The 23,970-nt window shown below is 72.4% G+C and carries 23 protein-coding genes; 18 read left to right on the forward strand and 5 right to left on the reverse strand.

Annotation, left to right across the window (positions count from 1 at the left end):
• The first annotated feature begins 9 nt into the window (after window positions 1-9).
• On the forward strand, window positions 10-2,304 hold the full coding sequence (locus ACIP4Z_RS28490; protein WP_401312890.1) for a P-loop NTPase fold protein: 2,295 nt from the start codon (window positions 10-12) through the stop codon (window positions 2,302-2,304).
• On the opposite strand, the gene ACIP4Z_RS28495 is transcribed toward ACIP4Z_RS28490, so the two are convergent.
• Both ACIP4Z_RS28495 and ACIP4Z_RS28500 read right to left on the reverse strand, forming a co-directional pair.
• Complete coding sequence (locus ACIP4Z_RS28495; protein WP_401312893.1) at window positions 2,192-3,811, reverse strand: amidohydrolase family protein; 1,620 nt, start codon at window positions 3,809-3,811, stop codon at window positions 2,192-2,194. The genes ACIP4Z_RS28490 and ACIP4Z_RS28495 overlap by 113 nt on opposite strands.
• A 224-nt stretch (window positions 3,812-4,035) precedes the next feature.
• On the reverse strand, window positions 4,036-5,394 hold the full coding sequence (locus tag ACIP4Z_RS28500) for an alanine racemase (protein WP_401312895.1): 1,359 nt from the start codon (window positions 5,392-5,394) through the stop codon (window positions 4,036-4,038).
• Window positions 5,395-5,541: 147 nt separating this feature from the next.
• On the opposite strand from ACIP4Z_RS28500, the gene ACIP4Z_RS28505 reads away from it, so the two are divergent.
• The 3 genes from ACIP4Z_RS28505 to ACIP4Z_RS28515 are packed head-to-tail and all read left to right on the forward strand — an operon-like array spanning window position 5,542 to window position 7,855.
• Entirely contained in the window at window positions 5,542-6,615 is a 1,074-nt protein-coding gene (locus ACIP4Z_RS28505; protein ID WP_401312897.1) for a sugar kinase, read from the forward strand.
• The gene (locus tag ACIP4Z_RS28510) at window positions 6,612-7,448 is read left to right on the forward strand and encodes an IclR family transcriptional regulator (protein ID WP_401312900.1); all 837 of its coding nucleotides are present in this window, start codon (window positions 6,612-6,614) and stop codon (window positions 7,446-7,448) included. The genes ACIP4Z_RS28505 and ACIP4Z_RS28510 overlap by 4 nt, the downstream gene beginning before the upstream one ends.
• Window positions 7,445-7,855, forward strand: coding sequence for a RidA family protein (locus ACIP4Z_RS28515; protein ID WP_355347857.1), 411 nt, complete (start codon window positions 7,445-7,447; stop codon window positions 7,853-7,855). The genes ACIP4Z_RS28510 and ACIP4Z_RS28515 overlap by 4 nt, the downstream gene beginning before the upstream one ends.
• 110 nt (window positions 7,856-7,965) lie before the next feature.
• Here ACIP4Z_RS28515 and ACIP4Z_RS28520 read toward each other — a convergent pair whose 3' ends face one another.
• A complete protein-coding gene (locus ACIP4Z_RS28520) occupies window positions 7,966-9,462 on the reverse strand; it encodes a glycosyl hydrolase family 18 protein (RefSeq protein WP_391049374.1) in 1,497 nt (498 codons plus the stop codon).
• 389 nt (window positions 9,463-9,851) lie between these two features.
• On the opposite strand from ACIP4Z_RS28520, the gene ACIP4Z_RS28525 reads away from it, so the two are divergent.
• The 12 genes from ACIP4Z_RS28525 to ACIP4Z_RS28580 all read left to right on the forward strand — a co-directional run bounded on the left by ACIP4Z_RS28525 (window position 9,852) and on the right by ACIP4Z_RS28580 (window position 20,453).
• The gene (locus ACIP4Z_RS28525; RefSeq protein WP_391049158.1) at window positions 9,852-10,700 is read left to right on the forward strand and encodes a hypothetical protein; all 849 of its coding nucleotides are present in this window, start codon (window positions 9,852-9,854) and stop codon (window positions 10,698-10,700) included.
• Window positions 10,701-10,712: 12 nt separating this feature from the next.
• Window positions 10,713-11,435 carry a Flp pilus assembly protein CpaB gene (cpaB, locus tag ACIP4Z_RS28530; protein ID WP_401312905.1) on the forward strand — a complete coding sequence of 241 codons (723 nt, stop codon included), beginning with the start codon at window positions 10,713-10,715 and terminating at the stop codon, window positions 11,433-11,435.
• Window positions 11,432-13,000, forward strand: a complete 1,569-nt coding sequence (locus tag ACIP4Z_RS28535; protein WP_401312908.1) for a CpaE family protein — start codon at window positions 11,432-11,434, stop codon at window positions 12,998-13,000. The genes cpaB and ACIP4Z_RS28535 overlap by 4 nt, the downstream gene beginning before the upstream one ends.
• A 137-nt stretch (window positions 13,001-13,137) precedes the next feature.
• Entirely contained in the window at window positions 13,138-13,488 is a 351-nt protein-coding gene (locus tag ACIP4Z_RS28540) for a TadE/TadG family type IV pilus assembly protein (RefSeq protein WP_391049161.1), read from the forward strand.
• Complete coding sequence (locus ACIP4Z_RS28545) at window positions 13,485-14,819, forward strand: CpaF family protein (protein ID WP_401312911.1); 1,335 nt, start codon at window positions 13,485-13,487, stop codon at window positions 14,817-14,819. Before ACIP4Z_RS28540 ends, ACIP4Z_RS28545 begins: the two co-directional genes overlap by 4 nt.
• Before the next feature lie 59 nt (window positions 14,820-14,878).
• Window positions 14,879-15,835 carry a type II secretion system F family protein gene (locus tag ACIP4Z_RS28550; RefSeq protein WP_401313128.1) on the forward strand — a complete coding sequence of 319 codons (957 nt, stop codon included), beginning with the start codon at window positions 14,879-14,881 and terminating at the stop codon, window positions 15,833-15,835.
• 55 nt (window positions 15,836-15,890) lie between these two features.
• Window positions 15,891-16,793: a DUF5936 domain-containing protein gene (locus ACIP4Z_RS28555; protein WP_401312914.1), complete on the forward strand. Its 903-nt coding sequence runs from the start codon at window positions 15,891-15,893 to the stop codon at window positions 16,791-16,793.
• 448 nt (window positions 16,794-17,241) lie between these two features.
• Window positions 17,242-17,502, forward strand: coding sequence for a hypothetical protein (locus tag ACIP4Z_RS28560; protein WP_401312917.1), 261 nt, complete (start codon window positions 17,242-17,244; stop codon window positions 17,500-17,502).
• A gap of 29 nt (window positions 17,503-17,531) precedes the next feature.
• On the forward strand, window positions 17,532-18,095 hold the full coding sequence (locus ACIP4Z_RS28565; RefSeq protein WP_401313131.1) for a pilus assembly protein TadG-related protein: 564 nt from the start codon (window positions 17,532-17,534) through the stop codon (window positions 18,093-18,095).
• A gap of 31 nt (window positions 18,096-18,126) precedes the next feature.
• Complete coding sequence (locus ACIP4Z_RS28570; protein WP_401312920.1) at window positions 18,127-18,714, forward strand: hypothetical protein; 588 nt, start codon at window positions 18,127-18,129, stop codon at window positions 18,712-18,714.
• A 77-nt stretch (window positions 18,715-18,791) separates the two neighbouring features.
• Window positions 18,792-19,415, forward strand: coding sequence for an OmpA family protein (locus tag ACIP4Z_RS28575; protein WP_401312923.1), 624 nt, complete (start codon window positions 18,792-18,794; stop codon window positions 19,413-19,415).
• 522 nt (window positions 19,416-19,937) lie between these two features.
• Complete coding sequence (locus ACIP4Z_RS28580) at window positions 19,938-20,453, forward strand: hypothetical protein (protein ID WP_401312926.1); 516 nt, start codon at window positions 19,938-19,940, stop codon at window positions 20,451-20,453.
• Here ACIP4Z_RS28580 and ACIP4Z_RS28585 read toward each other — a convergent pair.
• Window positions 20,450-20,821 carry a DUF192 domain-containing protein gene (locus ACIP4Z_RS28585; RefSeq protein ID WP_401312928.1) on the reverse strand — a complete coding sequence of 124 codons (372 nt, stop codon included), beginning with the start codon at window positions 20,819-20,821 and terminating at the stop codon, window positions 20,450-20,452. The genes ACIP4Z_RS28580 and ACIP4Z_RS28585 overlap by 4 nt on opposite strands.
• 88 nt (window positions 20,822-20,909) lie before the next feature.
• On the opposite strand from ACIP4Z_RS28585, the gene ACIP4Z_RS28590 reads away from it, so the two are divergent.
• Window positions 20,910-21,647 (forward strand): prepilin peptidase, encoded by a 738-nt coding sequence (locus ACIP4Z_RS28590; RefSeq protein ID WP_401312930.1) that lies wholly within the window; start codon window positions 20,910-20,912, stop codon window positions 21,645-21,647.
• A 316-nt stretch (window positions 21,648-21,963) separates the two neighbouring features.
• Here ACIP4Z_RS28590 and mgrA read toward each other — a convergent pair whose 3' ends face one another.
• The gene (gene mgrA / locus ACIP4Z_RS28595) at window positions 21,964-23,007 is read right to left on the reverse strand and encodes an L-glyceraldehyde 3-phosphate reductase (RefSeq protein WP_355347898.1); all 1,044 of its coding nucleotides are present in this window, start codon (window positions 23,005-23,007) and stop codon (window positions 21,964-21,966) included.
• A 112-nt stretch (window positions 23,008-23,119) separates the two neighbouring features.
• On the opposite strand from mgrA, the gene ACIP4Z_RS28600 reads away from it, so the two are divergent.
• Window positions 23,120-23,881 (forward strand): isoprenyl transferase, encoded by a 762-nt coding sequence (locus ACIP4Z_RS28600; RefSeq protein WP_355347900.1) that lies wholly within the window; start codon window positions 23,120-23,122, stop codon window positions 23,879-23,881.
• The last annotated feature ends 89 nt before the right edge of the window (window positions 23,882-23,970 follow it).

Consider the following 23,970-nt stretch of genomic DNA (forward strand, 5'->3'; position numbering starts at 1 on the left):
ACTTGGACGGTGTCCTCCCCAGCGGCCGGACCGCCGCCCATGTCGCCGTACGCGACGCCTTACGCGACGCCGTACGCATCCCCGTACGGGTCCTCGTACCCGCCGGTGACCCCGCCCGCGTTCGCTCTGCTCAACGACGAACCCGTGGCCGACGAGACGCGCGACCTGCTCGGCGCCAACCGGGCGGCGGCGCAGCTCACCGGACTGCTGGTGGCCTCGCGCGACGCCACGCCCTTCACCCTCGCGGTGGACGCCGGATGGGGGATGGGCAAGAGCAGCCTGATGCGGCTGGTCGACGTACGGCTCCAGCGGTTCCCCGACGTGCACACCGTCTGGTACAACGCCTGGACCTCGACCGGCGGCGACGCCCTCGAAGGGCTCATCAAATCGGTGCTCAACCAGGTCGACCCCAGCATCCTGCGGCGCGCCCTGCGCCGGATCAGGGCCGGCGGCGCCCTGATGGGCCTGTTACGGGCGCTGACCGTCGTCGCCGCCGGGCCGCTCGGCGTGGCGGGCATGGTCGACGAGCTGTGGAAGCGCCTGTCGGTCGACGCGGGCGCCCGCAACGGCATGCGGGACGCGCTGCGCGACATGGTCGGCGAGTGGACCGCGACGCGCGGCTCCGCGCCCGGCGGCAAACTCCTCGTCATCTTCATCGACGACCTCGACCGCTGCTCGGAGCAGACCTTCCTCGCCGTCTGCGAGGCCGTGAAGGTCTACCTCGACGTGCCGGGCCTCGCCTTCGTCATCGGCTGCGACCGCGCCGCGATCGGCCCCGGCGGACTGCTGCCCGATCTCTCGCCCGCCGGGGCCGCCTTCGTGGAGAAGATCTTCCAGACCAGCTACCGCATCCCCGCGCCCAGCGGCCGGGAGATCCAGGCGTACGTCCGCTCCTGCGCCGAACTGGCCGGTATCGACCACCTGTTGGACCCGCACCTGGTCGAACTCCTCGCCTACCGCGCCGCCCGCAACCCGCGCCGGGTCAAACGCCTGCTCAACGGCCTGCTGTTGGAGGCGAGCCTCAACCCGGTCTGGGCGGGCATCCGCCCCGAGGCCGTCATCCGCACCCTGCTGCTCCAGTACCTCTATCCCGACTTCCACCGCATGATGACGGCGCCCGCCGGGCCCGGGGACGACGCCGACGTGGTGCGCGAATTCCGCACCTACCGCCGGGTCCGCACCCGCCTGTGGTCCCCGGCGCCGCTCGCCGACCCCGACCGGCCGATGGTCGCCGACTTCCTGCGCGCCCACTCCCTGCCGCCGCTGCACGGGCACGAGGACCACGGCACGGTCCTCGCCGACCTCGAAGCCCAGCTCCCGGTCGGCTTCCCCGACCTGGCGGGCGACCCCGCCTTCGTCTCCCTGGTCGAGGACCTGGTGGCGCTGCCCGAGTCCGAACTGGTGCTGCGACGGCTGCGGCAGGGCACCGAGGACGGCGAGGCGGCGCCGTATCCGCCGCTGGCCGGTCCGTGGGAGACCGCGCCGCAGCCCGGGGCCGGGCCGCAACCGGCCGGGGACCCGGTGGCGTCACCGGGGCCGAGCGGATCGTCGGTCGACTACGGCGATACGGGGGTCGGCACGCCGCCGTACCCGGGGCCCGTGCCGGGGTACGGGCAGGGGCCCGTGCAGGGGTACGCGCCGGGGTACGGCTACGGCTACCCGCGCGGTGACGGGTCGCCGTACGAGCCGGATCCGCTGGAGCGGCCGCAGTCGGTGAGCCCCGCGCTCGACGACCCGGAACTGGCCGGATACGGCGCCGACGCACCGGCCTGGCACGCGCCGCAACAGGGTTCCGGCTACCCGGCCGGGACGCCGGAGCGTACGTTCGCGCTCGCGGTGGCGGCGGGCTTCGCGCGGGGCAGAGGCCGTGCCATCGCCCAGTTGCTGACGGTGAGCTCCGCCGTGCTCCCCGCCGACACGGAAGCCGAACTCGTCCAGATCTTCGCCGAACACCGCCCCGCCCTGCTGCTCTGCCACGCGGGCTTCGCGGACGAGCCCGCCAAGGGCTTCGCGCTGGTACGCGGTGTGAGGTCACGCGGCTACGCGGGTCCGGTGATCTTCTACTCCGGGCGGATCACGCCCAACGACCGGGCCGCCGCCGGGGCGTTGGAGGCGGTCATCACCGACGACCTGACCGCCGTACCGGCGATCGCCGAGACCCTCACCTCAGGGACTCTCGCCCCAGGGGGCCTCATCCCCGGGCCGTTCGCCGACCAGCCGTTCGCCGCGCCTCGGTCCGCCGCGCCCCGGTCCGCCGCACCGAGCGTCCCGCCAGCACGTCCGTCCGACGGGCGTCCTCGATGACGAACCGGCCGTCGATCAGGACGTACGGGATACCGGTGGGCAGGGTGCGGGGGCGGTCGTACGTGGAACCGGCCGCGACGGTGGCCGGGTCGAACAGGACCAGGTCGGCGCGGTAGCCCTCGCGGACCAGGCCGCGATCGGGCAGCCGCAGCCGGGCGGCGGGCCTGCCGGTCAGATGGGCCACGCACTCCTCAAGGGGCAGCACCCCCAACTCCCTGACGTAGCGGCCCAGATACTCGGGGAAGGTGCCGTACGCGCGCGGGTGCGGCTTGTCGCCGCGCAGGATGCCGTCGGAGCCGCCGGTGTGCACGCGGTGCCGCATGATGGCCCGGACGTTCTCCTCGTGGCCGACGTGCTGGAGGATCGTGGTGGCGAGCCGGTCCTCCAGCAGGAGCCGCCGGGCGGTCGCGAAGTCCGCGATCCTGCGCCCGACATGGGCGGCCAGCGAGCGCTCGCGCACCCCGGCGACCTCGATCACCGACCAGTCGACGGGGACGCCGTGGCTGCCGTCCGCGCCGTCCACCTCCATCACCCGGCGGATGCGCGCCGCCGTCGCGTCGTCGCGCAGCCGGGCCAGCGTCGCGTCGGGGCCGCCCTCGGTGGCCCAACTGGGCAGCATCGCCACGAGGGTTGTGGAGCCGGGGAGGTAGGGGTAGCTGTCCAGCGAGATGTCCGCGCCTGCGGCCAGGGCCGCGTCCAGCAGCGCCAGCAGTTCGGGGGCGCGGCCCTCGTTCTCCGGGAAGTTCATCGTGGCGTGCGCCAAGTGCAGCGCGCAGCCCGCCTGTTCGGTGAGCGCCACCATCTCCTCGTACGCCCGCAGCGCGCCCGCCCCGTACGACCTGTGGTGCGGGCAGTAGTAGCCGTCGTACGCCGCCACCACCCGGCACAGCTCGGTCAGTTCCGCGTCCGACGCGTACATCCCCGGTGTGTACGTCAGCCCCGACGACAGGCCCACCGCGCCCTGGGCCAGGCCGTCGGCGACCAGTTCCTTCATCCGTGCCAGCTCCGCCGCCGTGGCCGGGCGGTCCTCCCAGCCCAGCGCCAGCATCCGCACGGTGCCCTGCGGCACCAGATACGCGGCGTTGACCGCGATGCCCCGGTCCAGCCGGTCCAGGTACTCGCCGACGCTCCGCCAGTCGAACTCCACGTCCGAGCCGTCGCCGTTCCACCCCGCGATCTGGGCCCGCACCTGCGCCAACGTCCGGTCGTCGACCGGCGCGTACGACAGGCCGTCCTGGCCGAGGACTTCCAGCGTCACACCCTGTGCCGCCTTCGCCTCGTGCGACGGGTCCCGCAACAGCGCCAGGTCGCTGTGCGCATGCATGTCGATGAACCCCGGCGCCAGCGCCAGACCCTCCGCGTCCACCACCCGTCTCGCCGTGAGCCGCCGCCCCCCGTCCTTCCGCCGGATCTCCCCGACCCGGCCCCCCGCCAGCCCCACGTCCGCCACATACGACGCCGCCCCCGTTCCGTCGATGACGCGAGCGTCGCGGAACACGAGATCCATGGCGGGGCCTTTCATGTCGTCACGGTTGCCACTCATCACCGCCGGGCCTGGCCCTCAACCGCCGGACGGGCTGGTCCGGCGCTTCTGGCGCGCCCGCCCAACCGGCCGCCCGTGCCCAGGGTTCGGACCCGGTAGTCGTCCCGTTCGGGCACCGCTTCCGGCGCGGGCCGCGGCACACCCCTTTCAGCCCGTCCGGCGATTGAGGACATGGGGGGGCGGGTGGGTTAGAAGAAGGTGCGGATGTAGGCGGGGACGGTGGCGTCGGGGGCGGTGACCGGGATGAGGGGCCACTTGTCGAAGGTGGTGCAGGGGTGGGAGAGGCCGAGGGCGACCCAGTCGCCGACGGCGAGGGGGTCGGAGGCGGGCACGGCCAGCCAGGTGTGCTGGTCGGACAGGGCGGTGACGGTGAGCCCGTCCGGCGCCGGACGCGGACCGGCGTCGGCGCCGCGAACCGTCTGGACGGACGGCAGCCCGAGATCGTACGGCGCGTCGCGCTTCCCGGCGTTGAGGAACGCCTGGGTGGGCGACGGCCGGGAGACGACCTGGGCCCAGAGCCGGAAGGCCGGTTCGAGGGCGCCCTCGTCCGGGACCCGGTTGAACGGCGTGCGCCGCCGGTAGTGGTCGTCGTCGTGCGTGACGTACGCCCCGGAGCGCAGCAGCTTCAGGACCGGCCGGGACATCGCGGGCACGTCCGCGAAGACCTCCGCGACGAGGTCGAACCAGGCGGAGCCCCCGGCGCTGACCACGATCTGCTCGGCGCCCCCGAAGAGCCCGTCGGCGTCGAGGGCGCCGGCGAGCGCGACCAGCCGCCGCAGCCAGGCACGTACGCGCCCGGGGTCGGCGTCCGGCACCTCGCCCTCGTACCCGGCGACGCCGGTCAGCCGCAGCGTGCCGGTCGCGGCGACGGCCGCCGCGACGGCCGCGCACTCGTCCTCGGTCCTGACACCGGTCCTGGCGCCCTCGCCGCCCGCGAGCTCGACCACGACGTCCAGCCGCCGCCGCGTCCCGGCGTCCCGCAGCGCCGCGTCCATCAGCTCGACACCGCGCACGGAGTCGACGTACGTGACGACGGTGAGGCCGGGGTCGGCGTCGAGCTGACCGCCGATCCAGCGCAGCGCCACCGGGTCGACGACCTCGTTGGCGATGAAGATCCGCGGCACCCCGAACGCCCGGCACACGCGCGCCTGGTGGGGTACGGCGACGGTGATCCCCCAGGCGCCGCGCGCGAGTTGGTCGGCGAAGAGCTGCGGGGCCATGGACGTCTTGCCGTGCGGGGCGAAGGACAGGCCGTGTTGGGCGGTGTACCGCTCCAGGAGGTCGAGGTTGTGCGCGAGGGCGGCCTGGGACAGGACGAGGACGGGCGTGGTGAAGCCGCCGTCGAAGAGGCCGCGGCGCTGGTCGGCCAGCTCGCCGACGGTCAGCCCCTCGGCGTCCGGCGGCAGCCCCTTGAAGCGGTGGTCGACGCGCTCCTCGCGCAGCCCGGCCGCCAGCGCCGCCACCCGCTCGGCACCGGCACCGGCTCCCGTGCCGACCCCGGCCCCGGCCCCGGCCCCGCCCCCGTGTCCGCCCACGTCCGCCGTCATCGAACCTCCCGAGTTGCAACATATGCAACGGCCGTTGCATACAGTGATGCAAGCTGTCTAACATCCCCGCGAGTGCCTGGTCAACGGTGCTCCTGCCCACCAGGCCACCGCCGCTCCCGCCGCGGCCCGCAGAAGTGAGTGACCGCCGTGACCGTACCGACGAGCCCGAGCGCCGCCCCCGGCGCCGCCGACTTCGACGTCGTCTGCCTCGGCGAGTCCATGGTCACCTTCGTCCCCTCCCGCCCCGGCCGCCTCGCCGACGTGCCCGCCTTCCACCGCGCGATCGGCGGCGCCGAGTCCAATGTGGCCTGCACCCTGGCCCGCACCGGCCACCGCGCCCGCTGGATCAGCCGCGTCGGCGCCGACGGCTTCGGCGACCACCTGGTGGAGACGATCGCCGCGGCCGGGGTCGACGTCAGCGCCGTACAGCGCGACCCGCACCGCCCCACCGGCGTGTACTTCCGTACGGCGGGCGAGCGCGCCGTCGGTACGGACGCCCCCGCCGACCGGGCCGAGGTCGTCTACTACCGGGCCGGTTCCGCCGCCTCCGCGCTCGCCCCCGACCTCGTCGCCCGCGCCGACGCGTGGAGCGGCCGGGTGCTGCACCTCACCGGCATCACCGCCGCGCTCTCCGCGACCTGCGCGGAGCTGATGCGCGGCCTCACCCGCCGCGCGCCGGGACGCCCCCTGGTCTCCTTCGACGTCAACCACCGCCCGGCGCTGTGGCGCGACGCCGACCCCCGGCGCACGCTCGACCTCGCCCGCGGCTGCGACCTCGTCTTCGTCGGCGAGGACGAGGCGCAGGCCGCCTGGGGGCTGCCGGACGCGGCCGCGGTACGGGCCGCGCTGCCCGAGCCGCGGACGCTGGTGGTCAAGCAGGGCGAGGCGGGCGCGACCGTCTTCGACGGCGACGAACGCCGTCACGTCCCCGCCCTCGCGGTCGACGTCGTCGCGCACGTCGGCGCGGGCGACGCCTTCGCCGCCGGGTACCTGTCGGCGGCCCTGCGCGGCCTGCCCGTACCCGACCGCGTCAGGCACGGCCATGTGCTGGCCGCCGCCGCGCTGACCGAGCCGGGCGACCTCGGCACGCCGCCCGGCCGCGCCCGCGCCGACGCGCTGGTCGCCCTGGACGACGCGGCATGGGGGAGACTGCGGCTGGGCGCCGGGTGGACGGCGTCCGGAGATCGTGCGCCCACGACGACGGAGGAGGGACCGCGGTGAGCCAGACGGTCGACCGCGCGCTGAGCATCCTGCCGCTGCTGGCCGAGGGCCCGGCGGGGCTCGAACAGGTCGCCACCCGGCTCGACGTCCACAAGTCCACCGCGCTGCGGCTGCTGCGGACCCTGCACGAACACGGCCTGGTCTACCGGCAGCAGGACCAGCGCTACCGGCTCGGCGCCCGCCTGTTCGCCCTCGCCCAGCAGGCCATCGAGACCCTCGACATCCGCGGCATCGCCCACCCCCACCTCGCCGCGCTCAACGAACGCACCGGCCACACCGTGCACCTCGCGGTGTACGAGCAGGGCGAGGTCGTCTACATCGACAAGGTCGAGAGCCGCTATCCGGTACGGATGTACTCCCGGATCGGCCGCCCGGTCGCCATCACGGTCGCCGCCGTCGCCAAACTGCTCCTGGCCGACCTGCCCGAGCCCGAACGGCGCTCGGTGGCCGAGCAGTTGGAGTACCCCCGCTACACCGCGAAGTCCACGCCCGACGCCGCCGCGTTCCTGGCCGAACTGGCCCGCGTCCGCGAACAGGGCTGGGCCACCGACCTCGGCGGCCACGAGGAGTCCATCAACTGCGTCGGCGCGCCCCTGCGCGGTCCCGACGGCCGGGTCTGCGCCGCCATGTCGCTCTCGGCCCCCAATGTCGTCGTCCCCGCCGACGAACTGCTGCGCCTGCGCCCGCTGTTGCTGCGGACGGCCGAGGCCGTCAGCCGCGACCTGTCGGGAAGCGCGCCCGCGCCCGCATCCGTACCCGTATCCGCGTCTGTACCCGTACCCGTATCCGCGTCTGTACCCGCACGAGATTCAGTGAAGGACAACTCCGCATGAGCAACGGCCAGAAGACCGCGATCGTCCCGGCCACCCACACGGCGCCGCCCGCCAAGTTCTCGCACGGCGTCCGCAAGGGGAATCTCCTCCAGGTGGCCGGCCAGGTCGGCTTCCTCCCGGCCGTCGAGGGCCAGCCCCCGACGCCCGCGGGCCCCGGCCTGCGCGAGCAGACCCTCCAGACCCTCGCCAACGTCCAGGCCGTCCTCGAAGCGGGCGGTGCCACCTGGGAAGACGTCATCATGATCCGCGTCTACCTCACGGACACGGACCACTTCGCCGAACTCAACGCCATCTACAACGAGTTCTTCGCCTCCCTCGTCGAGCCCCCCGCCGCCCGCACCACCATCTACGTCGGCCTCCCCGCCGGCCTGCTGATCGAAATCGACGCCCTGGCCGTCCTGGGGTGACGACTCCTCCCGCGCGGGAGGAGAGCTTTCGGGGCGCGGGGAACGCGTCGGGGGCGCCCCCTGTCCCGCGGGTGCGGGACAGGGGGCGCCCCCTTGGAGCGGACTCCGTGTTACGGCATGCCGTGCACGTGGGCCCCGACGCTGTTGGACCAGGCGTTGCCCGCCGAGGCGTCCCAGTTGGTGGACCAGGTCATGGCCCCGCGGATGGTGGGCCAGGTGGTGGACGGGTGGAAGGTCCCGCACCCGGTGCCCTTGGCGAGGCAGTCGAGCGCGTTGTTGACGACGGTCGGGCTGACGTAACCGGAGCCCGCGGCGCTGGTGGACGCCGGGGTGCCGATGCCGACCTGGGACGGGGAGAGCCCGGCCTGGATGGCGGTGCAGGCCAGGGTCGTGATGAAGTCCACCGTGCCCTGGCTGTAGACGCCGCCGTCGCAGCCGTTCATCGAACCGCTGTTGTAGTACTGGGTGTTGACGACGGTCAGGATGTCCTTGATCTTCAGCGCGGTGGCCAGGTAGTCACTGCCCGCCGAGAGCATGTCGATGGTCTGCGGCGCCATCGTGATGATGAGCGACGAGCCCGCCTTGGCGCTCAGCGCGCGCAGCGCCTGCGGCATGTAGGTGGTGTCGATGCCGTTCTCGAGGTCGATGTCGACGCCGTTGAAGCCGTACGTCTGCATCAGCGTGTAGACGCTGTTGGCGAAGTTGGTGGCCGAGGCGGAGTCACGGACCGAGATGGTGCCGTTCTGACCGCCGACGGAGATGATCACCTTCTTGCCCGCGGCCTGCTTGGCGGCGATGTCCGCCTTGAACTGCGCGGTGCTGTAGTTCAGCGCCGGGTCGAGGGTGAACGAGACCGCGCCGGGCGTGGTCGTCGCGTCCGCGAAGGCGACGGCGATGATGTCGTACTGGCTCTGCACCTGCGCGATGGTCTGCACGGTGGCGCCGTTGTTGAAGTTCTGCCAGTAGCCGGTGACCGCGTGCTTGGGGATGCTGCTGGTGGGCGGGCTGGTCGGCGGCGTGGTGGGAGGCGTCGTGGGCGGGGTGGTGGGAGGTGTCGTGGGGGGAGTGGTCGGCGGCGTCGTGGGAGGCGTCGTCGGCGGGGTGGTCGGCGGGGTCGTGCCCGTACCGCCGGGGCCCGACAGCGAGATGTCGTCCGCGAAGTACGCGGGCTGCGCGTACCAGCCGTGGGTGTAGATCGTCACGGACTTGGTGTTCGCGCCGGTGGTGAAGCTGACGCTGAGCTGCTGGTACGAGGAGGCCGACGGCGTCCAGGTGGACGGGTCGGTGCCGCCGGTGCCGGTCGCGCCCAGGTAGACGTACGAGCCCTGCACCCAACCGCTGAGCGTGTACTGGGAGTTGGGCTGCACGCTGACGACCTGGGAACACTGGCCGGTGTCGCTGCTGGTCGGGGTGGCCTTGAGGGCGGCGGAGCCGGAGTGCACCGGGCTGGAGACGGTGCTGCCGCTGCCCGCGGTGCAGGTCCAGCCGGAAAGGCCGCTCTCGAAGCCGGGGTTGGCGGCGAGGTTGGTGGTCGCGGCGCTGGCGCTGCCCATGTCGACGAGCGCGACACCGGTGCCGATCACCGCGGCGGCGCTCAGCCCCGCGATACCTCGGCGGAAGAACGTCGAGCGGACGAGCTTTGATCTGTGCTGGGCATGGCTCGCTTGATTCGCGTGCGATGCACGTTCCACGACTGCCTCCTGGGGGCAAGGAGTTGGGGGGTAGTGGGAGTGCGGTGGCGCATGACATGACGTACGGACGTGAACGGGTGACCTGAAGTGCCGACGTGCGGAGCAATGTGAAGCGCATGCAGAAAACAGATGACAGGGAGAAAGTTGGTCCAGACCAATTCGGTTGTCAAGACCTCCGCCGGACACCTGTCGTTCACCACTTCCGATCCGCAACTTTCCGCACCCAAGCCGCTACACATCGATAAGCTGACGACCGCGAATCGCCAGGTACCGGCCACCACCGGGCGCAGGAGGGGAGGTTCCGCATGCCGAGCGTCATCACCGTCACCTCTGACGATCTCTCGCTCTCGCTGGAAGAGCAGTTGACGCGCACCACGACCGCGCTCGACACGTACGGGCACCTCATCGCCCTGGCACCGGCCGAACCGGCCGACCCCGCCAGGCGCCGGATGCACACCGTGCGGTCCGCCCTCGAAGCCGACCGGATAGCGATCGTCCCCAGCCCGCTGCCCCCGCTGGCCATCGCCCTGCTCGCCGAGCAACTGCGCCAGCTCTCCGGCACCGACCTCGGCCCCGGCGTCCTCGCGGGCGCCGCCCGGCTGCTCACGTACTACCTGCACTCCGGCGCGCTGCTCGGCTCCGTCGCCAAGCTCGACCGCGTCCCGGTCGGCGTCGGCGCCCACGTCAAGTCCCTCGTGCCGGGACGGCACTTCGCCGTCCTCGCGCACCCCGAGCCGTACCTGGCCGAGGCCGAACCGGGCACCGTCCCGCCGGGGCCCGGCTACCAGACACAGCTCGCCGTCGCGGGCAAGGGCGTCGACCCCGCCTGGGTCACCGGACCGCTCGCCAGCGGCTGGCGCGCCCAGCACCTGCGCGAAGTGCCGCTGCCGACCGACTCCCCACGCTGGTGGGGTACGTCCCGGCTGGTCGAATTCACCGCCTACATCGCCGATGTGGGCATGCTCTACCAACTCGTCACCTCGGTACGGCGCGACACCTGCACCTGGTGCGGGCTCGAAGTCATCGGTGACCAGTGCTTGTTCTGCGCCACACGGCTGGGGGATCGTACGGCTCCGGCGAAGCACGCCGCCGCCCGGCCGGGGCGCGAGGTCGAGACACCGCGCCGCCCCCAACTCGAACCCCACAAGCGATAGGTCCGCCCGCACATGAACTCACGTCAGCGTCGTGGTGTCGTCCTCCTCGTGATCTCCGTGATCTGCGCGGTGGCCGCCTTCGCGGGAGTGCTCGCCGTCGTCAGCGACGCGCGGTCACAGGTCGGACCGAAGGTCACCGCGTACGAACTCAGCGCCGACGTACCGGCGTACCAGGCGCTGACCGCGTCCCAGGTGCACCGGATCCGGATACCGAAGCGCTGGCTGCCGGACACCGCCGTACGCGATCTCGGCCAGCTCCAGGGCAAGATCGCCGCCGTGCCGCTGCGCAAAGGCTCGCTGCTCCAGTCCGACATGGTCGCCGCCCGGCCCGAACTCCAGGCCGGACAGATGGAGATCGCCATCATGATCGACGCCGAGACCGGCGTGGCGGGCAAGATCACCCCCGGCGCCCGGGTCAACATCTTCGCCACCTTCCAGGGCCGCAAGGACACCGATCCCGACGTCTCGAAGATCATCGTGTCCGGCGCGCAGGTCATCGACGTCGGCGAGATCAAGGCCTTCGACAAGAGCGAGAACGCCCAGCGGCTGTCCACCGAAGGCGTGCCGATCACCTTCGCGCTCAACGCCGGTGACGCCCAACGCGTCGCCTACGCCGAGTCGTTCGCGGAACACGTACGCCTCGCGCTGGTCGCCCCAGGTGACAGCTCCGCACCCTCGCAGACCGACCGCACGTACACCCTTGGCGGCGACAGCGGCACCGGAGGCAAGCCGTGACCGTACGCATCCTCGCCGGAACCGCCGACCCCGACGCCGCGCGCGCCCTGCTCGGCCTGCTCGGCCAACTGCCCGGCGCGGAACCGGCACCCGCGCTCGGCGACTCCACGGCGCTGCTCGAAACCCTCACGCGCGCCGCCGAGGCCGGGATCGACGAACTGCCCGAGGTCGTCATCGTGCAGGAGGGCATCGGACCGATGCCCGCACTCGACCTCATCCGCGATGTCGCCCTGCGCTTCCCCGCCATCGGCGTCGTCCTGCTCACCGCCGACCCCAGCCCTGCCGTGCTCGCCGCCGCCATGGACTCCGGCGCCCGAGGCGTCGTCGGATTCCCGCTCTCCTACGACGAGTTGGGCGCCCGCGTCGAAGCCGCCGCCACCTGGTCGGCCGGCGTCCGCAGACACCTCGGCCCGCAGCGCGCCCTGCCCGCCGTCGCGGGCGGTACCCTCATCGCCGTCGCCGGGGCCAAGGGCGGCGTCGGCACCACCGTCACCGCCGTCCAACTCGCCCTCGCCGCCCACGCGTCGGGCCGCTCCACCGCCCTGGTCGACCTCGACCTCCAGGGCGGCGACATCGCCTCCTACCTCGACGTCCAGTTCCGCCGCTCCATCGCCGACCTCGCCGACATCGCGGACGTCTCCTCCCGGGTCCTGCACGACGCCATGTACGTCCACGAGTCCGGCCCCGCCCTGCTGCTCGCCCCCGCCGACGGCGAACGCGGCGAGGACGTCACCGACCGCTCGGCCCGCCTCGTCCTCGCCGCACTCCGGCAGCGCTACGAAGTCGTCGTCGTGGACTGCGGCACCCAGATGACCAGCGCCAACGCCGTCGCCGTCGAGGTCGCCGACGCCGCCGTCCTCGTGCTCACGCCCGACGTCATCGCCGTGCGCGCCGCCAAGCGCATGGTCCGCATGTGGGACCGGCTCCAGATCCGCAAGCCCCAGGACACCACCGCCGTCGTCAACCGCCACACCCGCGGCACCGAGATCCAGCCGTCGCTGATCGGCCGCATCACCGGCACCCGCATGGCGACCTCCGTCATCCCCGCCGGATTCCGCGAACTCCAGGCCGTCATCGACGCCGGCCGCCTCCAGGACCTCGACGCCCGCTCCACCGTCAAGGCCGGAATCTGGGCACTGGCAGGGGAGTTGGGCCTGGTCAGCGGCGCGGCGCTGCCCGCCGCACGCGGGAAGAAGCAGCGCCGCGAGCGGTCCGAACGCGGCGACCGGGGCCAGGTCACCCTCGAAACCCTCGGCATGACGCCGATCATCCTCATCACCCTGCTGCTCATCTGGCAGGCGGTGCTGGCCGGTTACACCTTCACGCTCGCGGGCAACGCCGCCGATCAGGCGGCCCGGGCCGCGGCGGTGGGTTCCGACGCCTCCGCCGCCGCGAGCAGCGACCTTCCCAGCGCGTGGGGGCCAGGCGACACCTCGGTCAGCCGCGCGGACGGCACCGTCTCGGCGACCGTCACCCTCAAAATGCCCCTCCTCATCCCCGGCATCGGCGACTTCGTCCCCATCTCGGGCCACGCGAAGACGCTGGACGAAACGGCCAAGCGATGAAGCGCTCCCGCCGCCGGGCTCCCGCAGCCCGTACCTCCGCCGAGCGCGCGGTTCCCCGCGCCCCTTCGGGGCCCTCCCGGCGCGGGTTCGGGGGCGGCGCCCCCGAGAGGCACCGCGGGCCCGCCCGGGACCGGGGAGTGGCATCGCTCGAATACCTCGGAATGCTCCCGTTCCTGCTCCTGATCGCCCTCGCGGGCATCCAACTCGGCCTCGTCGCGTACTGCGGCGAACAGGCCGGCACGGCGGCCCGTACGGCGGCCAGGACCGCCGCGCAGGCGGGCCCGAACGGGGGAGAGGCGGCCGGCCAGCAGGCCGGCCAGGCGGCGGTGAGCGACTGGCTGACCGCGACGATCCGGTTCACGACGTCCGACGCGACGACCGTGACCGCGCAGGCCACGGTGAAGGTCCCGTCCGTCCTGCCGGGCGTCAGCTTCTTCGACCCCGTGAAGCGCTCCGCCACCATGCCGAAGGAGGACACGACACGATGAGCCTCCGTGCCCGCCTCGCCGTCGAAGAGGCGACCCCGCAGACGCAGGAAGGCCACATGGTGGCCGTCTACCGCGCGAAACTGCTCCAGGAGATCGACCTCGCGGAGATGTCGGCGCTCGCGCCGGGCGAGCGCAGGGCCCGGCTGGAACGGGTGCTCGGCCACATCATCAGCCGCGAGGGCCCAGTGCTGTCCACGGCGGAACGCGCCGCGCTGATCCGCCGCGTGGTGGACGAGGCGCTCGGCCTCGGCATCCTGGAACCGCTGCTCGAAGACCCCACCGTCACCGAGATCATGGTCAACGGCCCCGACAAGATCTACGTCGAGCGCGGCGGCCGGGTCGAGGCCGTCGCCGCCCGCTTCTCGTCGGCGGAACAGCTCCTCCAGACCATCGAGCGGATCGTCTCGACCGTCAACCGCCGTGTGGACGAGTCGAATCCGATGGTCGACGCCCGGCTGCCGTCGGGCGAGCGCGTCAACGTCATCATCCCGCCGCTGTCACTGACCGGACCCACGCTCACCATCCGCCGCTTCCCGCGCGCGTACACGCTCCAGGAGCTGATCGGCCTCGGGACGCTGGACGAGCACATGCTGTTGCTGCTCTCGTCGTTCGTGCGCGCGAAGTGCAACATCATCGTCAGCGGCGGTACGGGCTCGGGCAAGACCACGCTGCTCAACGCGTTGTCCGGGCTGATCCCCGACGGCGAGCGGATCATCACGGTCGAGGACGCGGCCGAACTCCAGCTCCAGCAGGAGCATGTGATCCGGCTGGAGTCGCGCCCGCCCAACGTCGAGGGCGAGGGCCGGATCACGATTCGCGACCTCGTACGCAACTCGCTGCGGATGCGCCCCGACCGGATCATCGTCGGTGAGGTCCGCGGCGGCGAGACCCTCGACATGCTCCAGGCGATGTCCACAGGACACGACGGCTCACTGGCCACCGTGCACGCCAACTCCGCCGAGGACGCGGTGCTCAGGCTCCAGACGCTCGCGTCGATGAGCGAGGTCAAGATCCCCTTCGAGGCGCTGCGCGACCAGATCAACAGCGCCGTGGACGTCCTCGTCCAGCTCAACCGCCACATCGACGGCACCCGCAGGATCGGCGAGATCGCCGTCCTGTCCTCCCGCGGCCGTGACGTCTTCCGGCTCACCTCCGCGACCCGCTTCCGCGCGGAACCTCTCGGCGTCGACCGCATCGTCCGCGGCTGGTACGAACACCGGCCCGTCCCGCGCGAGATCGCCGAGCGGCTCTACCTGTCCGGCGAACACGTACCCGCCGCCTTCGGCATCGGCGCGAGCGAACTCGAACTCGACAGCAGGGAGGCGAAGTGACCGCCGTTCCGCAAGAGTTGACGGCGGTCGCGGCCCCGCCCGGCAGCGGTCTCCCGCACCTGGCCGCGGGCCCCGGATTCGCCTCGGGACCGTACCCGCTGCTCGTCCTCGGCGTCAGCGTGCTCGCCCTCGCACTGGCCGTGTGGGGCGGCCACGCCTGGCGCGGCGGCAGGGCCGACCGGGCCGCGCTCGTCGACCGGCTCGCCGGCGACTTCGGCGGCGGCCCCCGCGAATCGGCCTTCGCCGGACTCGACCGCCGCGTACGCCGCTACGCCTGGGGCCAGCGCCTCGCGGCCCGACTGGCCGCCACGGGAACGAACTTGACGCCAGGTCAGTTCACCGCGGCCGCGATCGGCGTCGTCCTCGTCGCGTGGGTGCTCGCCGCGGCGGTCCTCGCCCCCTTCTTCGGGCCGATCGCCGCACTCATCGCGGGCTGGTCCGCGTACAGCTTCCTGGAGTGGCGCCGCCGCGTCCGTACCGAGCGCTTCATCGCCCAACTCCCCGAGCTCGCACGCGTCCTGGCCAACGCCACCCAGGCCGGGCTCGCCCTGCGCACCGCCGTCTCCATGGCGGCGGAGGAGCTGGACGCGCCCGCGGGCGAGGAGCTGAAGCAGGTCGCGGACGCGATGGCGGTGGGCCACTCCATCGAGGACGCGCTGGCCGAGCTGCAACAGCGGCTGCCCAGCCGCGAGTTGGTCGTGCTGGTCTCCACGCTGGTGCTCTCCAGCCGCGCGGGCGGCTCCGTCGTCGAGTCGCTGCGCAACCTCACGGTCACCCTGGAGGAGCGCAAGGAGACCCGGCGCGAGATCCGCACCCAGATGTCCCAGGTCACCGTCACCGCCTACGCGGTCCCGGTCATCGGCATCGGCTCCCTGCTGCTCCTCAACCAGATCATGCCGGGCTCGCTCAGCGCCATGACCGGCTCCACCGTCGGCCGGATCTGCGTCCTGGTCGCGCTGGGCCTGTACGTGGTCGGCTTCGCGCTGATCCGCCGGATGTCGAGGATCGACGTATGACCGCGACCGTGCACACCTCACGCGGCAACCGGCCGGTGACCGGAGGGAATTCCCGATGCTCCTGATCGGCCTCGTCCTGGCGGCGGTCGTCGCCGCGGGCGTCGTCGGCGTCGTCCACGCCGTCGCACTCCTGCGCGCCGACGTGAAGCTCCCCGACGACCTGGCCCTCGCCCTGGAAGTCGGCAGGACCCGGACGACCCGTACCGGCAACGCCATCGACCGGATCGGCATCCGCTGGGCGCCGATGGTGATGCGGATGATGGGCCCGGCCCGGATCGCCAAAATGCGCGCCCGGATCGACCACGCGGGCCACCCGCACGGCCTCACCGTCGAGCGCTACGCCGCCCGCCGCGCCGTCTACGGCGGCCTCGGCGGCTTCGCGGCCCTGCTGCTGCTCGTCCAAGGTCACTGGATCCTGGCCCTGTTGCTCGCCGCGTACGCCTGGTGGTGGGCCGACCTCGGCATCTGGCTGGCCGTCCGCCGCCGCCGCGACGACATCGAACGCACCCTCCCCGACTTCCTCGACGTCCTCGCCGTCGTCGTCAGCGCGGGCCTCGGCTTCCGCCAGGCCCTGGAGCGCGTCAACGCCGTGTACCAGGGCCCCTGGTCGGACGAGGTCCGGGTCGCCCTGCGTCAGATGGACGTCGGCGTCAGCCGCCGTGACGCCTTCGACCAGCTCCGCAGGCGCAACCGCAGCGACCAGGTCGGCCAGTTCGTCACCGCCCTCCAGCAGGGCGAGGAACTGGGCGCCCCGATCGCCCGCACCCTCCTCCAGATCGCCAACGACATGCGCCGCACCGAGGCCCAGAACGCCCGCCGCCGCGCCGCCCGCATGGTCCCGCGCGCCACCGGCGTCATCACCACCATCCTCGTCCCGGCGACCATGATCCTGCTGATCACCGGCACGATCATGGGCTCCCACATCCAGTTCGGCGACACCTTCGGCAGCGGCGGATGACGGGGCGGGTGGTGGTTCGTACGGCGAGGCGGGTGTCGGTTCGTACGGCGGGGCGGGTGATGGGGCGGGTGCCGGCGCGGACGACCGGGCGGATGACGGTCGTCGCCGCCGGACGCGGCGGGCGCGTGACCGGTGACGATGAGCGGAGATGGCGGCCGATGACCGGAGATGAGCGGTTGATGACCTGGCGATTACCGTGATCCGCTGGCCACACAGTGTGATCAACCGGCATGCTGTAAGCGCCAATTGGCGCAGAACGGGCTGCGGATGTCCGAGGTTCGGGTGTACCTTTGCATTCGCAACCATATTTGCACCTGCAATCAGAACCGATCCGCTGCGGACGGCAACACGACCAGCGAGAGGCGGTGCGCCGTGGACACCTACCCCGACAGGTGGAACGCGGCCGTCGCACGCATCCGTCAGGTGACGAAGAATGGGGCGAACGATGATGAACAGGTGGGTAGTCCGGCGCTACACGGACACCGAGATCTGGCTGCGCGACCGCACGGACAGACTCGCGGCCCGGATCGCCGACCGGTCGGCGGACGGGTCGGCCGACAGGGGGCAGACGTCGTTCGAGTATCTCGGGATCGCGGTGGTGATCGCGGTGATCATCGGAGTGCTGGCGGGGACGACGGACATCGGAAACGCCGTCAAGAACGGGATCACCGGCATGATCGACAAGATCGTCGGTGGAAACGGCAAGTAGGCGTCCTCGGTGACGACCGTGGTCAGACGCTGGGGATCTACATCGTCGCCATGGCCGCGCTGTTCTTCCTCGGCTTCGCGTTCTTCGCGGTGGGTCAGGCCGCTGTCGTCCGCAACTCCGCACAGACAGCGGCGGATTCGGCGGCTCTCGCCGCCGCCCGTGCGGATCGCGACGCGGCTCACGACGCCTTCCTGAGCGCACTGCGGTCCGGTGACCTGGTCCAACTCGGTCTGCTTCTGCGGAATTTGGGTCAGCACGACGCGGAGGCGTGTGCCGCCGCTTCTGCCTACGCCGGAGAGAACAACGCCGCCGTGGACGCCCCGGACGGCTGCGGCCGGGCGTCGGGGCTCCAGGGATACACCGTCTCGGTCACGACGTTGGGCACGGTGGGCACCTCCGTGATCGACGGCACCGAGACCAAGCACGCCAAGGCCACCGCCACCGCGGTGGTCGAACCGCGCTGCGGACTTGGCGACAAGGACGGCAACGCGATCGGATTCATCTGCAACGGCGACCATGTGACGGTCGATCCGACGGCGGGCGGCTTCGTGCTGGACCTGTCGACCTTCTACACCGTCCACTTGAGCAAGTGACGGCGGCCGAGCGATGAGGGAACGGGGAACGATGCGATACGGGCGCAGGGCGACGATTGCGGTGGCGTTCGCCGCCGGTGCCGCCATCACGCTGGCCGGATGCGGTGGCGGAGGCGGCGGTGGCGACAAGGGCGGTGACAAGCCGTCCACGTCGGCCGGCGCGCCGAAGACAAGCGGCAGCAGCGGAGGCGGCGATGAAACGCCTTCCGCGACTCCCACCGAGGTTCTGGCCCAGATCAAGGGCGAGAAGGACATGGTGGTGACCATCAACTCGGCGACCCGGGACTCCGGTGGATTCGTGACCGTGGAGGGTGTCGTCACCAACAACGGCACTTCCGGGTTCACCGCCAACCTGTGGGTGGGGTCGGAGACCGCGCTGTCCCACTCCGGCGCTTCCGTGGCCGGCGCCGTCCTTGTCGACGAGGCGGGCAAGAAGCGCTACTACGTGCTGCGGGACACCGACGGCCGCTGCCTGTGCACGATGGGTCTCGTCAGCATCCAGCCCAAGGAATCCCGCCCCTTCTTCGCCCAGTTCCCCGCCCCGCCGGAAGCCACCACCCAAGTGTCGTTCGAGCTGCCGACGATGCCGCCCGCGAAGATCACGATCTCGGAGGGGTGAGGACGATGAAGCGCAACGCGTCGCCGCCCGGGGCGGCATCCCGCGCCGGAGGGCAGCGGGCCGCCCTGTCCGCGGGTGTGGTGATCGTGCTGGTGCTGGCCGCCGGGACGGTGGCCGGGGGGACCGCGGCCGTGGCCGACACGAATCCGCCGCCCACGGCCGGTGACAGCACGCCGACGGCCCCCGTGCGGATCGACCCGACGTCGCCAGGACTCAGGCTGCCGGAGGGCTCGACGCTGGCGCCGGCGAAGGTGCTGGACATCGTGTCCGTGACGGACGAGTCGTCGACGAAGGCGAGCCAGCCGGAGCAGCGGCAGGAGACGTCGAACTCGACGGTCACCTACGCGCTCCAGTCGGAGGTGCTGTTCAAGAAGGACAGCGCCGTGCTGTCGCCCACGGCGACCTCGCGGATCCAGGCCATCGCGGACGACATCACCGCACGCCATGTGACGTCACCCATCCGGGTGTTCGGGTTCACGGACAATCTCGGCAGCTCCGAGCACGGCATGGTGCTCTCGAAGCAACGCGCCGACGCCGTTTACCAAGTCCTGGCAACGGAAATGGGCAGCGCCGGTGACCCGTCCCACACGTTTCAGGTCCGTGGGTACGGCGAGGACTACCCGATTGCCGACAATTCGTCCGAAACCGGACGGAGTCAGAATCGCCGCGTCGAGATCACTTTCACGCCACCTGCCGCGTAACGTGCTGAGCGGTCGCTCTGACGCGGTACGGTGTAACTCCCCCCCTCGGGCCGGTTCGCTCTCCCCCTCCTGCGAACCGGCCCGTTTTTCTTTTCCCGCGCCCGCACCGCACCTGGCACCGCACGCGCGCGGCCCCCATAGGCCGCCCCCGCAGGGCCCCCGCGAACGCCACCCTCAGCCCGTCTCCACCCCCGCCGCCCGCAGCGGCCGATAGGCCAGCCCCAGGCCGCGGTAGAGCCGCAGCGCCAGGGCGTTGGAGTCGTCGACGATCAGCGCGGCGGTGCCGTGAACGGCCCGCGAGCCGGTCGAGCAGCGACAGATTCGGCGCCGCCACTGCGACCGCCGCGCCGCGGACGAAGGCCCGGCCCGCGCTCAGGTCCTGCGCCGCCCAGCGGCACAGCGAGTCGTCGGTGGGCAGGTCGCGGAGGCGGCCGATCTCGTGGGTGGACCGGGCGGAAGAGGTCGCGGGCATTCCGCATGCCTATCAAGGAGATGCGGGCCGCCGCATCGTAGATTGCCCGCATGCGGAACAAAACGGCGAAAAGCCGCCGGTATTCGCTCACCGGCGCCGCCCTGACCTGCCTGGTCCTGGCCACCCTCTCCGCCTGCTCGGTCGGCGCCGGAGCCCCGGACGGCTGGCGCTATCTGCGGGCCGACCCGCTGGCGGTCGCGGTCCCCAAGACCTGGCAGGACGTGCGCGGCGGGGCGGTGCTGCGCGGCCCTGACGGCCGTACGGACGCCGAGGTCGCCGTCAGCGCCAATCCGGGCGCCGGCGGTCCCCCCGACAAGGCGACGGCCACCGCCCTCGCCACCGCCCGCAAGGAGTCGCTGGACTTCGACGGCCAGCCCGGCCAGGTCCTCAGCTACGCCCAGGCCGCCCCCGACGGCCGCCCCGCCGCCCGCGTCGAGGTCCGCCTGCACGACTACGAGGGCCACCCGGTCACCGTCCGCGCCTGGACGGCCGACGGCGCGGCCGACCCGATGCTGCTGCGCCGGATCATCGACAGCATCGAATTCGCCACCGACCCGAACCGCTAGGGCCTGTCCGGCCCGCCTCCCACGTCCGCCTCCAGCCGGACCCCCTTGCGCACCCCCCACCGCGCCAGTGCGCCCGCCTCCGCCTCCAGGACGTGCCGGGCCAGCAGCCGGGGGCGGCCGACGCGGCCGGGCGGCATCGTACGCACGGCCAGGACGCGCAGCCGGCGGTCCAGATAGGCGACGTCGATCGGAAACCGCATCCGTACGGTGTGCACGCTGGAGGCCGGGGTCAGCAGCAGGGCGCCCTCGATCCCGTCCAGGCCGAGCAGCCCGCGGGTCCGCGCCCGGTACGACGCGGCGACCCGCAGCGGCACTTCGGCGTCGGGCGTCCGCAGCGTGCCGTCACCGTCTCGCCAACGTCGGCGCATGGCCACTCCCCGGGGTGCTCGATCAGACGGCAGGTGACGCGGTACGGGCCCCGTTACGGGTCCGCGGCGGCCGTGTACGGTCGGCCCGGTGCATGTCTATCCGATCGTGGCCGCCGCCGTGTGGGGAATCGTCAGCGGCCTGTCGCTGCCGCGCGCCGCCTACCGGTTGGCCGTCCCCTCAGGTGAGCCGTGGGCGGCGCACTGCCCCGAGGGTCACCCGCTGCCCGAGGGCATACGCGGCTGGCTCGGACCGGCGCGCTGCCCGCGCTGCGCCGAGCGCGGCTCCTACGGCTCCTACGGGCCCGCCGTCGTCCTCGCCCTCGCGTGCGCGCTCGCCTGCGCCGGACTGGCCGCCAGGGTGGGCGCCCACCCCGAACTCGTCGTCTGGCTCCTGCTGGTGCCGCTCGGCCTCGTCCTCGGCCGCGTCGACCTCAAGGTCTTCCGGCTCCCGGACGTCCTCACCTTCCCCGCCTTCTTCGGCACCGCCGCGCTGCTCGGTCTCGCCGCCCTGTTCCCCGATCACCGGGGCTCCTGGCCGCGCGCCCTGTTCGGCGCCCTCGCCGTCGGCTTCGTCTACCTGCTCCTCTTCCTCGTCAACCCCGCCGGCATGGGCTTCGGCGACGTCAAACTCGCCCCCACTCTCGGCCTCGCCCTCGGCTGGTACGGCTGGCCCACCGTCTTCACCGGCACGTTTCTCGGCTTCGCCCTCGGTGCCCTCATCGGCCTCGCCCTCATCGCCACTCGGCGCGCCACCCGCAAGACCCCACTGCCGTTCGGGCCCTTCATGCTCCTCGGCACCCTCACCGCCCTCCTGCTCACCCCCTGAGCCCCCCTCAGGCCCCCGCCCCCTGTCCGCCCGCCCTCCGCAAGACGATGCCCCCCCGGGGGCGCGGGGAACTGCGCGCTCAGCCCCCACCGGCCCGGTGGTCGGGAGACCACCGAACTGCCCCTCCGGGCCCGGTGGTGACGCGCAGCCATCGCCGTGGCCGGTCGCGCAGTTCCCCGCGCCCCTGAAAAACGCGGCGTACCGCCCGGCGCAGCCGCAGGCCCGGGGCCCGAGCCCCGAAAGAAAGGGGGGTGCCCCCCTCCGCCCGGTGAGGGGCGAAAGGGGGCACCCCCTTTAAACGGAAGCGAGCCGCAGGCTAGGCCTCGCTGCTGACCGACCAGAGGTTGACCCCCTCCGGCTCCACCGCGTGCGCGTCGATGGAGGAGAGCTCCTCGGCGGTGAGGGGGGCGGCGCCGACGGCGGCGACGTTGGCCTCGAGCTGGGCGACGGAGGAGGCGCCGATGAGGGCGGAGGTGACGCGGGGGTCGCGCAGGACCCAGGACAGGGCGAGCTGGGCGAGCGACTGGCCGCGCGCGGCGGCGATGTCGTTGAGGGCGCGCAGCCGGCCGATGGTCTCGTCGTTGACGAGGCCGGGGTTGAGGGACTTGCCCTGGGCGGCCCGCGACCCCTCGGGGATGCCGCCGAGGTAACGGTCGGTCAGCAGCCCCTGGGCGAGCGGCACGAAGCCGATGCAGCCCATGCCCTCCTCCTCCAGGACGTCCAGCAGACCCTCGTCCTCGATCCACCGGTTGATCATGGAGTACGAGGGCTGGTGGATCAGGGCGGGCACCCCCAGCTCGCGCAGGATGCGCGCGGCCTCGCGCGTACGGTCGGGACCGTACGAGGAGATGCCGACGTAGAGCGCCTTGCCCTGCTGGACGGCGGTCGCCAGCGCGCCCATCGTCTCTTCGAGGGGCGTGTCGGGGTCGAAGCGGTGGGAGTAGAAGATGTCGACGTAGTCGAGGCCCATGCGGGACAGGGACTGGTCGAGGGAGGACAGCAGGTACTTGCGCGAGCCCCATTCCCCGTACGGTCCGGGCCACATGTCGTAGCCCGCCTTGGTGGAGATGACCAGTTCGTCGCGGTAGGGCCGGAAGTCCTGGGCGAAGAGGGTGCCGAAGTTGGCCTCGGCGGCGCCGTACGGCGGCCCGTAGTTGTTGGCGAGGTCGAAGTGCGTGACGCCGAGGTCGAACGCGCGGCGCAGGATGGCGCGCTGGGAGTCCAGGGTGCGGTCGTCGCCGAAGTTGTGCCACAGACCCAGGGAGACGGCGGGGAGCTTGAGGCCGCTGCGGCCGGTCCTGCGGTACTCCATCGAGTCGTAGCGCTCGTCGGAGGCGCGGTAGAGGGAACGAATATTCACGGTCTCTGCTTATCACGCGGGGGTGTCGGCCCCGCCTCCCCGGTTCGTCCGCGAGCCCTTGTGCGCAGTAGTGTGGCCGCCGGGCGACAGGCCCAGGAGGGGCTGGTGTGCGATGAATCTGCGCGACCTGGTGTACGGGCTGTACTCCCGCAGGGTGGAACGCCGGCTGGACGTGGCGCAGGGCCCCAAGCACATCGGCGTGATCCTGGACGGCAACCGGCGCTGGGCCAAGGCGTCCGGCGGCAGCCCCGAACAGGGGCACAGGGCCGGGGCCGACAAGATCTCCGAAATGCTCGGCTGGTGCGAGGAGACCGGTGTCGAGGTGGTCACGCTGTGGCTGCTGTCCACCGACAATCTGGACCGCCCCGCCGACCAGTTGGTGCCGCTGCTGGGCATCATCGAGGACGCGGTGCGTGAACTGGCCGCGACCGGCCGCTGGCGCGTGCACCACGTGGGCACCATGGACCTGCTGCCCGCGCACACCCAGTCGGTGCTCAAGGAGGCCGAGCAGGAGACGCACGCGCTCGGCGGCCTGCTGGTGAACGTGGCGGTGGGCTACGGCGGCCGGCAGGAGATCGCCGACGCCGTACGGTCGCTGCTGCACGAGCACGCGGGGCGCGGCACCACCATCGAGGACCTGGCCGAGATCCTGGACGTCGAGCACATCTCGGAGCACCTCTACACGCGCGGCCAGCCCGACCCGGATCTGGTGATCCGCACCTCGGGGGAGCAGCGGCTGTCCGGCTTCATGCTCTGGCAGAGCGCCCACTCGGAGTACTACTTCTGCGAGGTCTTCTGGCCCGCCTTCCGCAAGGTGGACTTCCTGCGGGCGCTGCGCGACTACGCGGCCAGGCACCGGCGCTACGGCACCTGACGACTTCCGTACCGGCGCGCCGGTACGGAAGACCCCGTGGAGCCCCTGCCGCGCGGGGCGCGGTGTGGGCCGTACGGGGGGCGTGGGGG

The sequence above is a fragment of the Streptomyces sp. NPDC088910 genome, assembly GCF_044749865.1.
Lineage (GTDB): Bacteria > Actinomycetota > Actinomycetes > Streptomycetales > Streptomycetaceae > Actinacidiphila.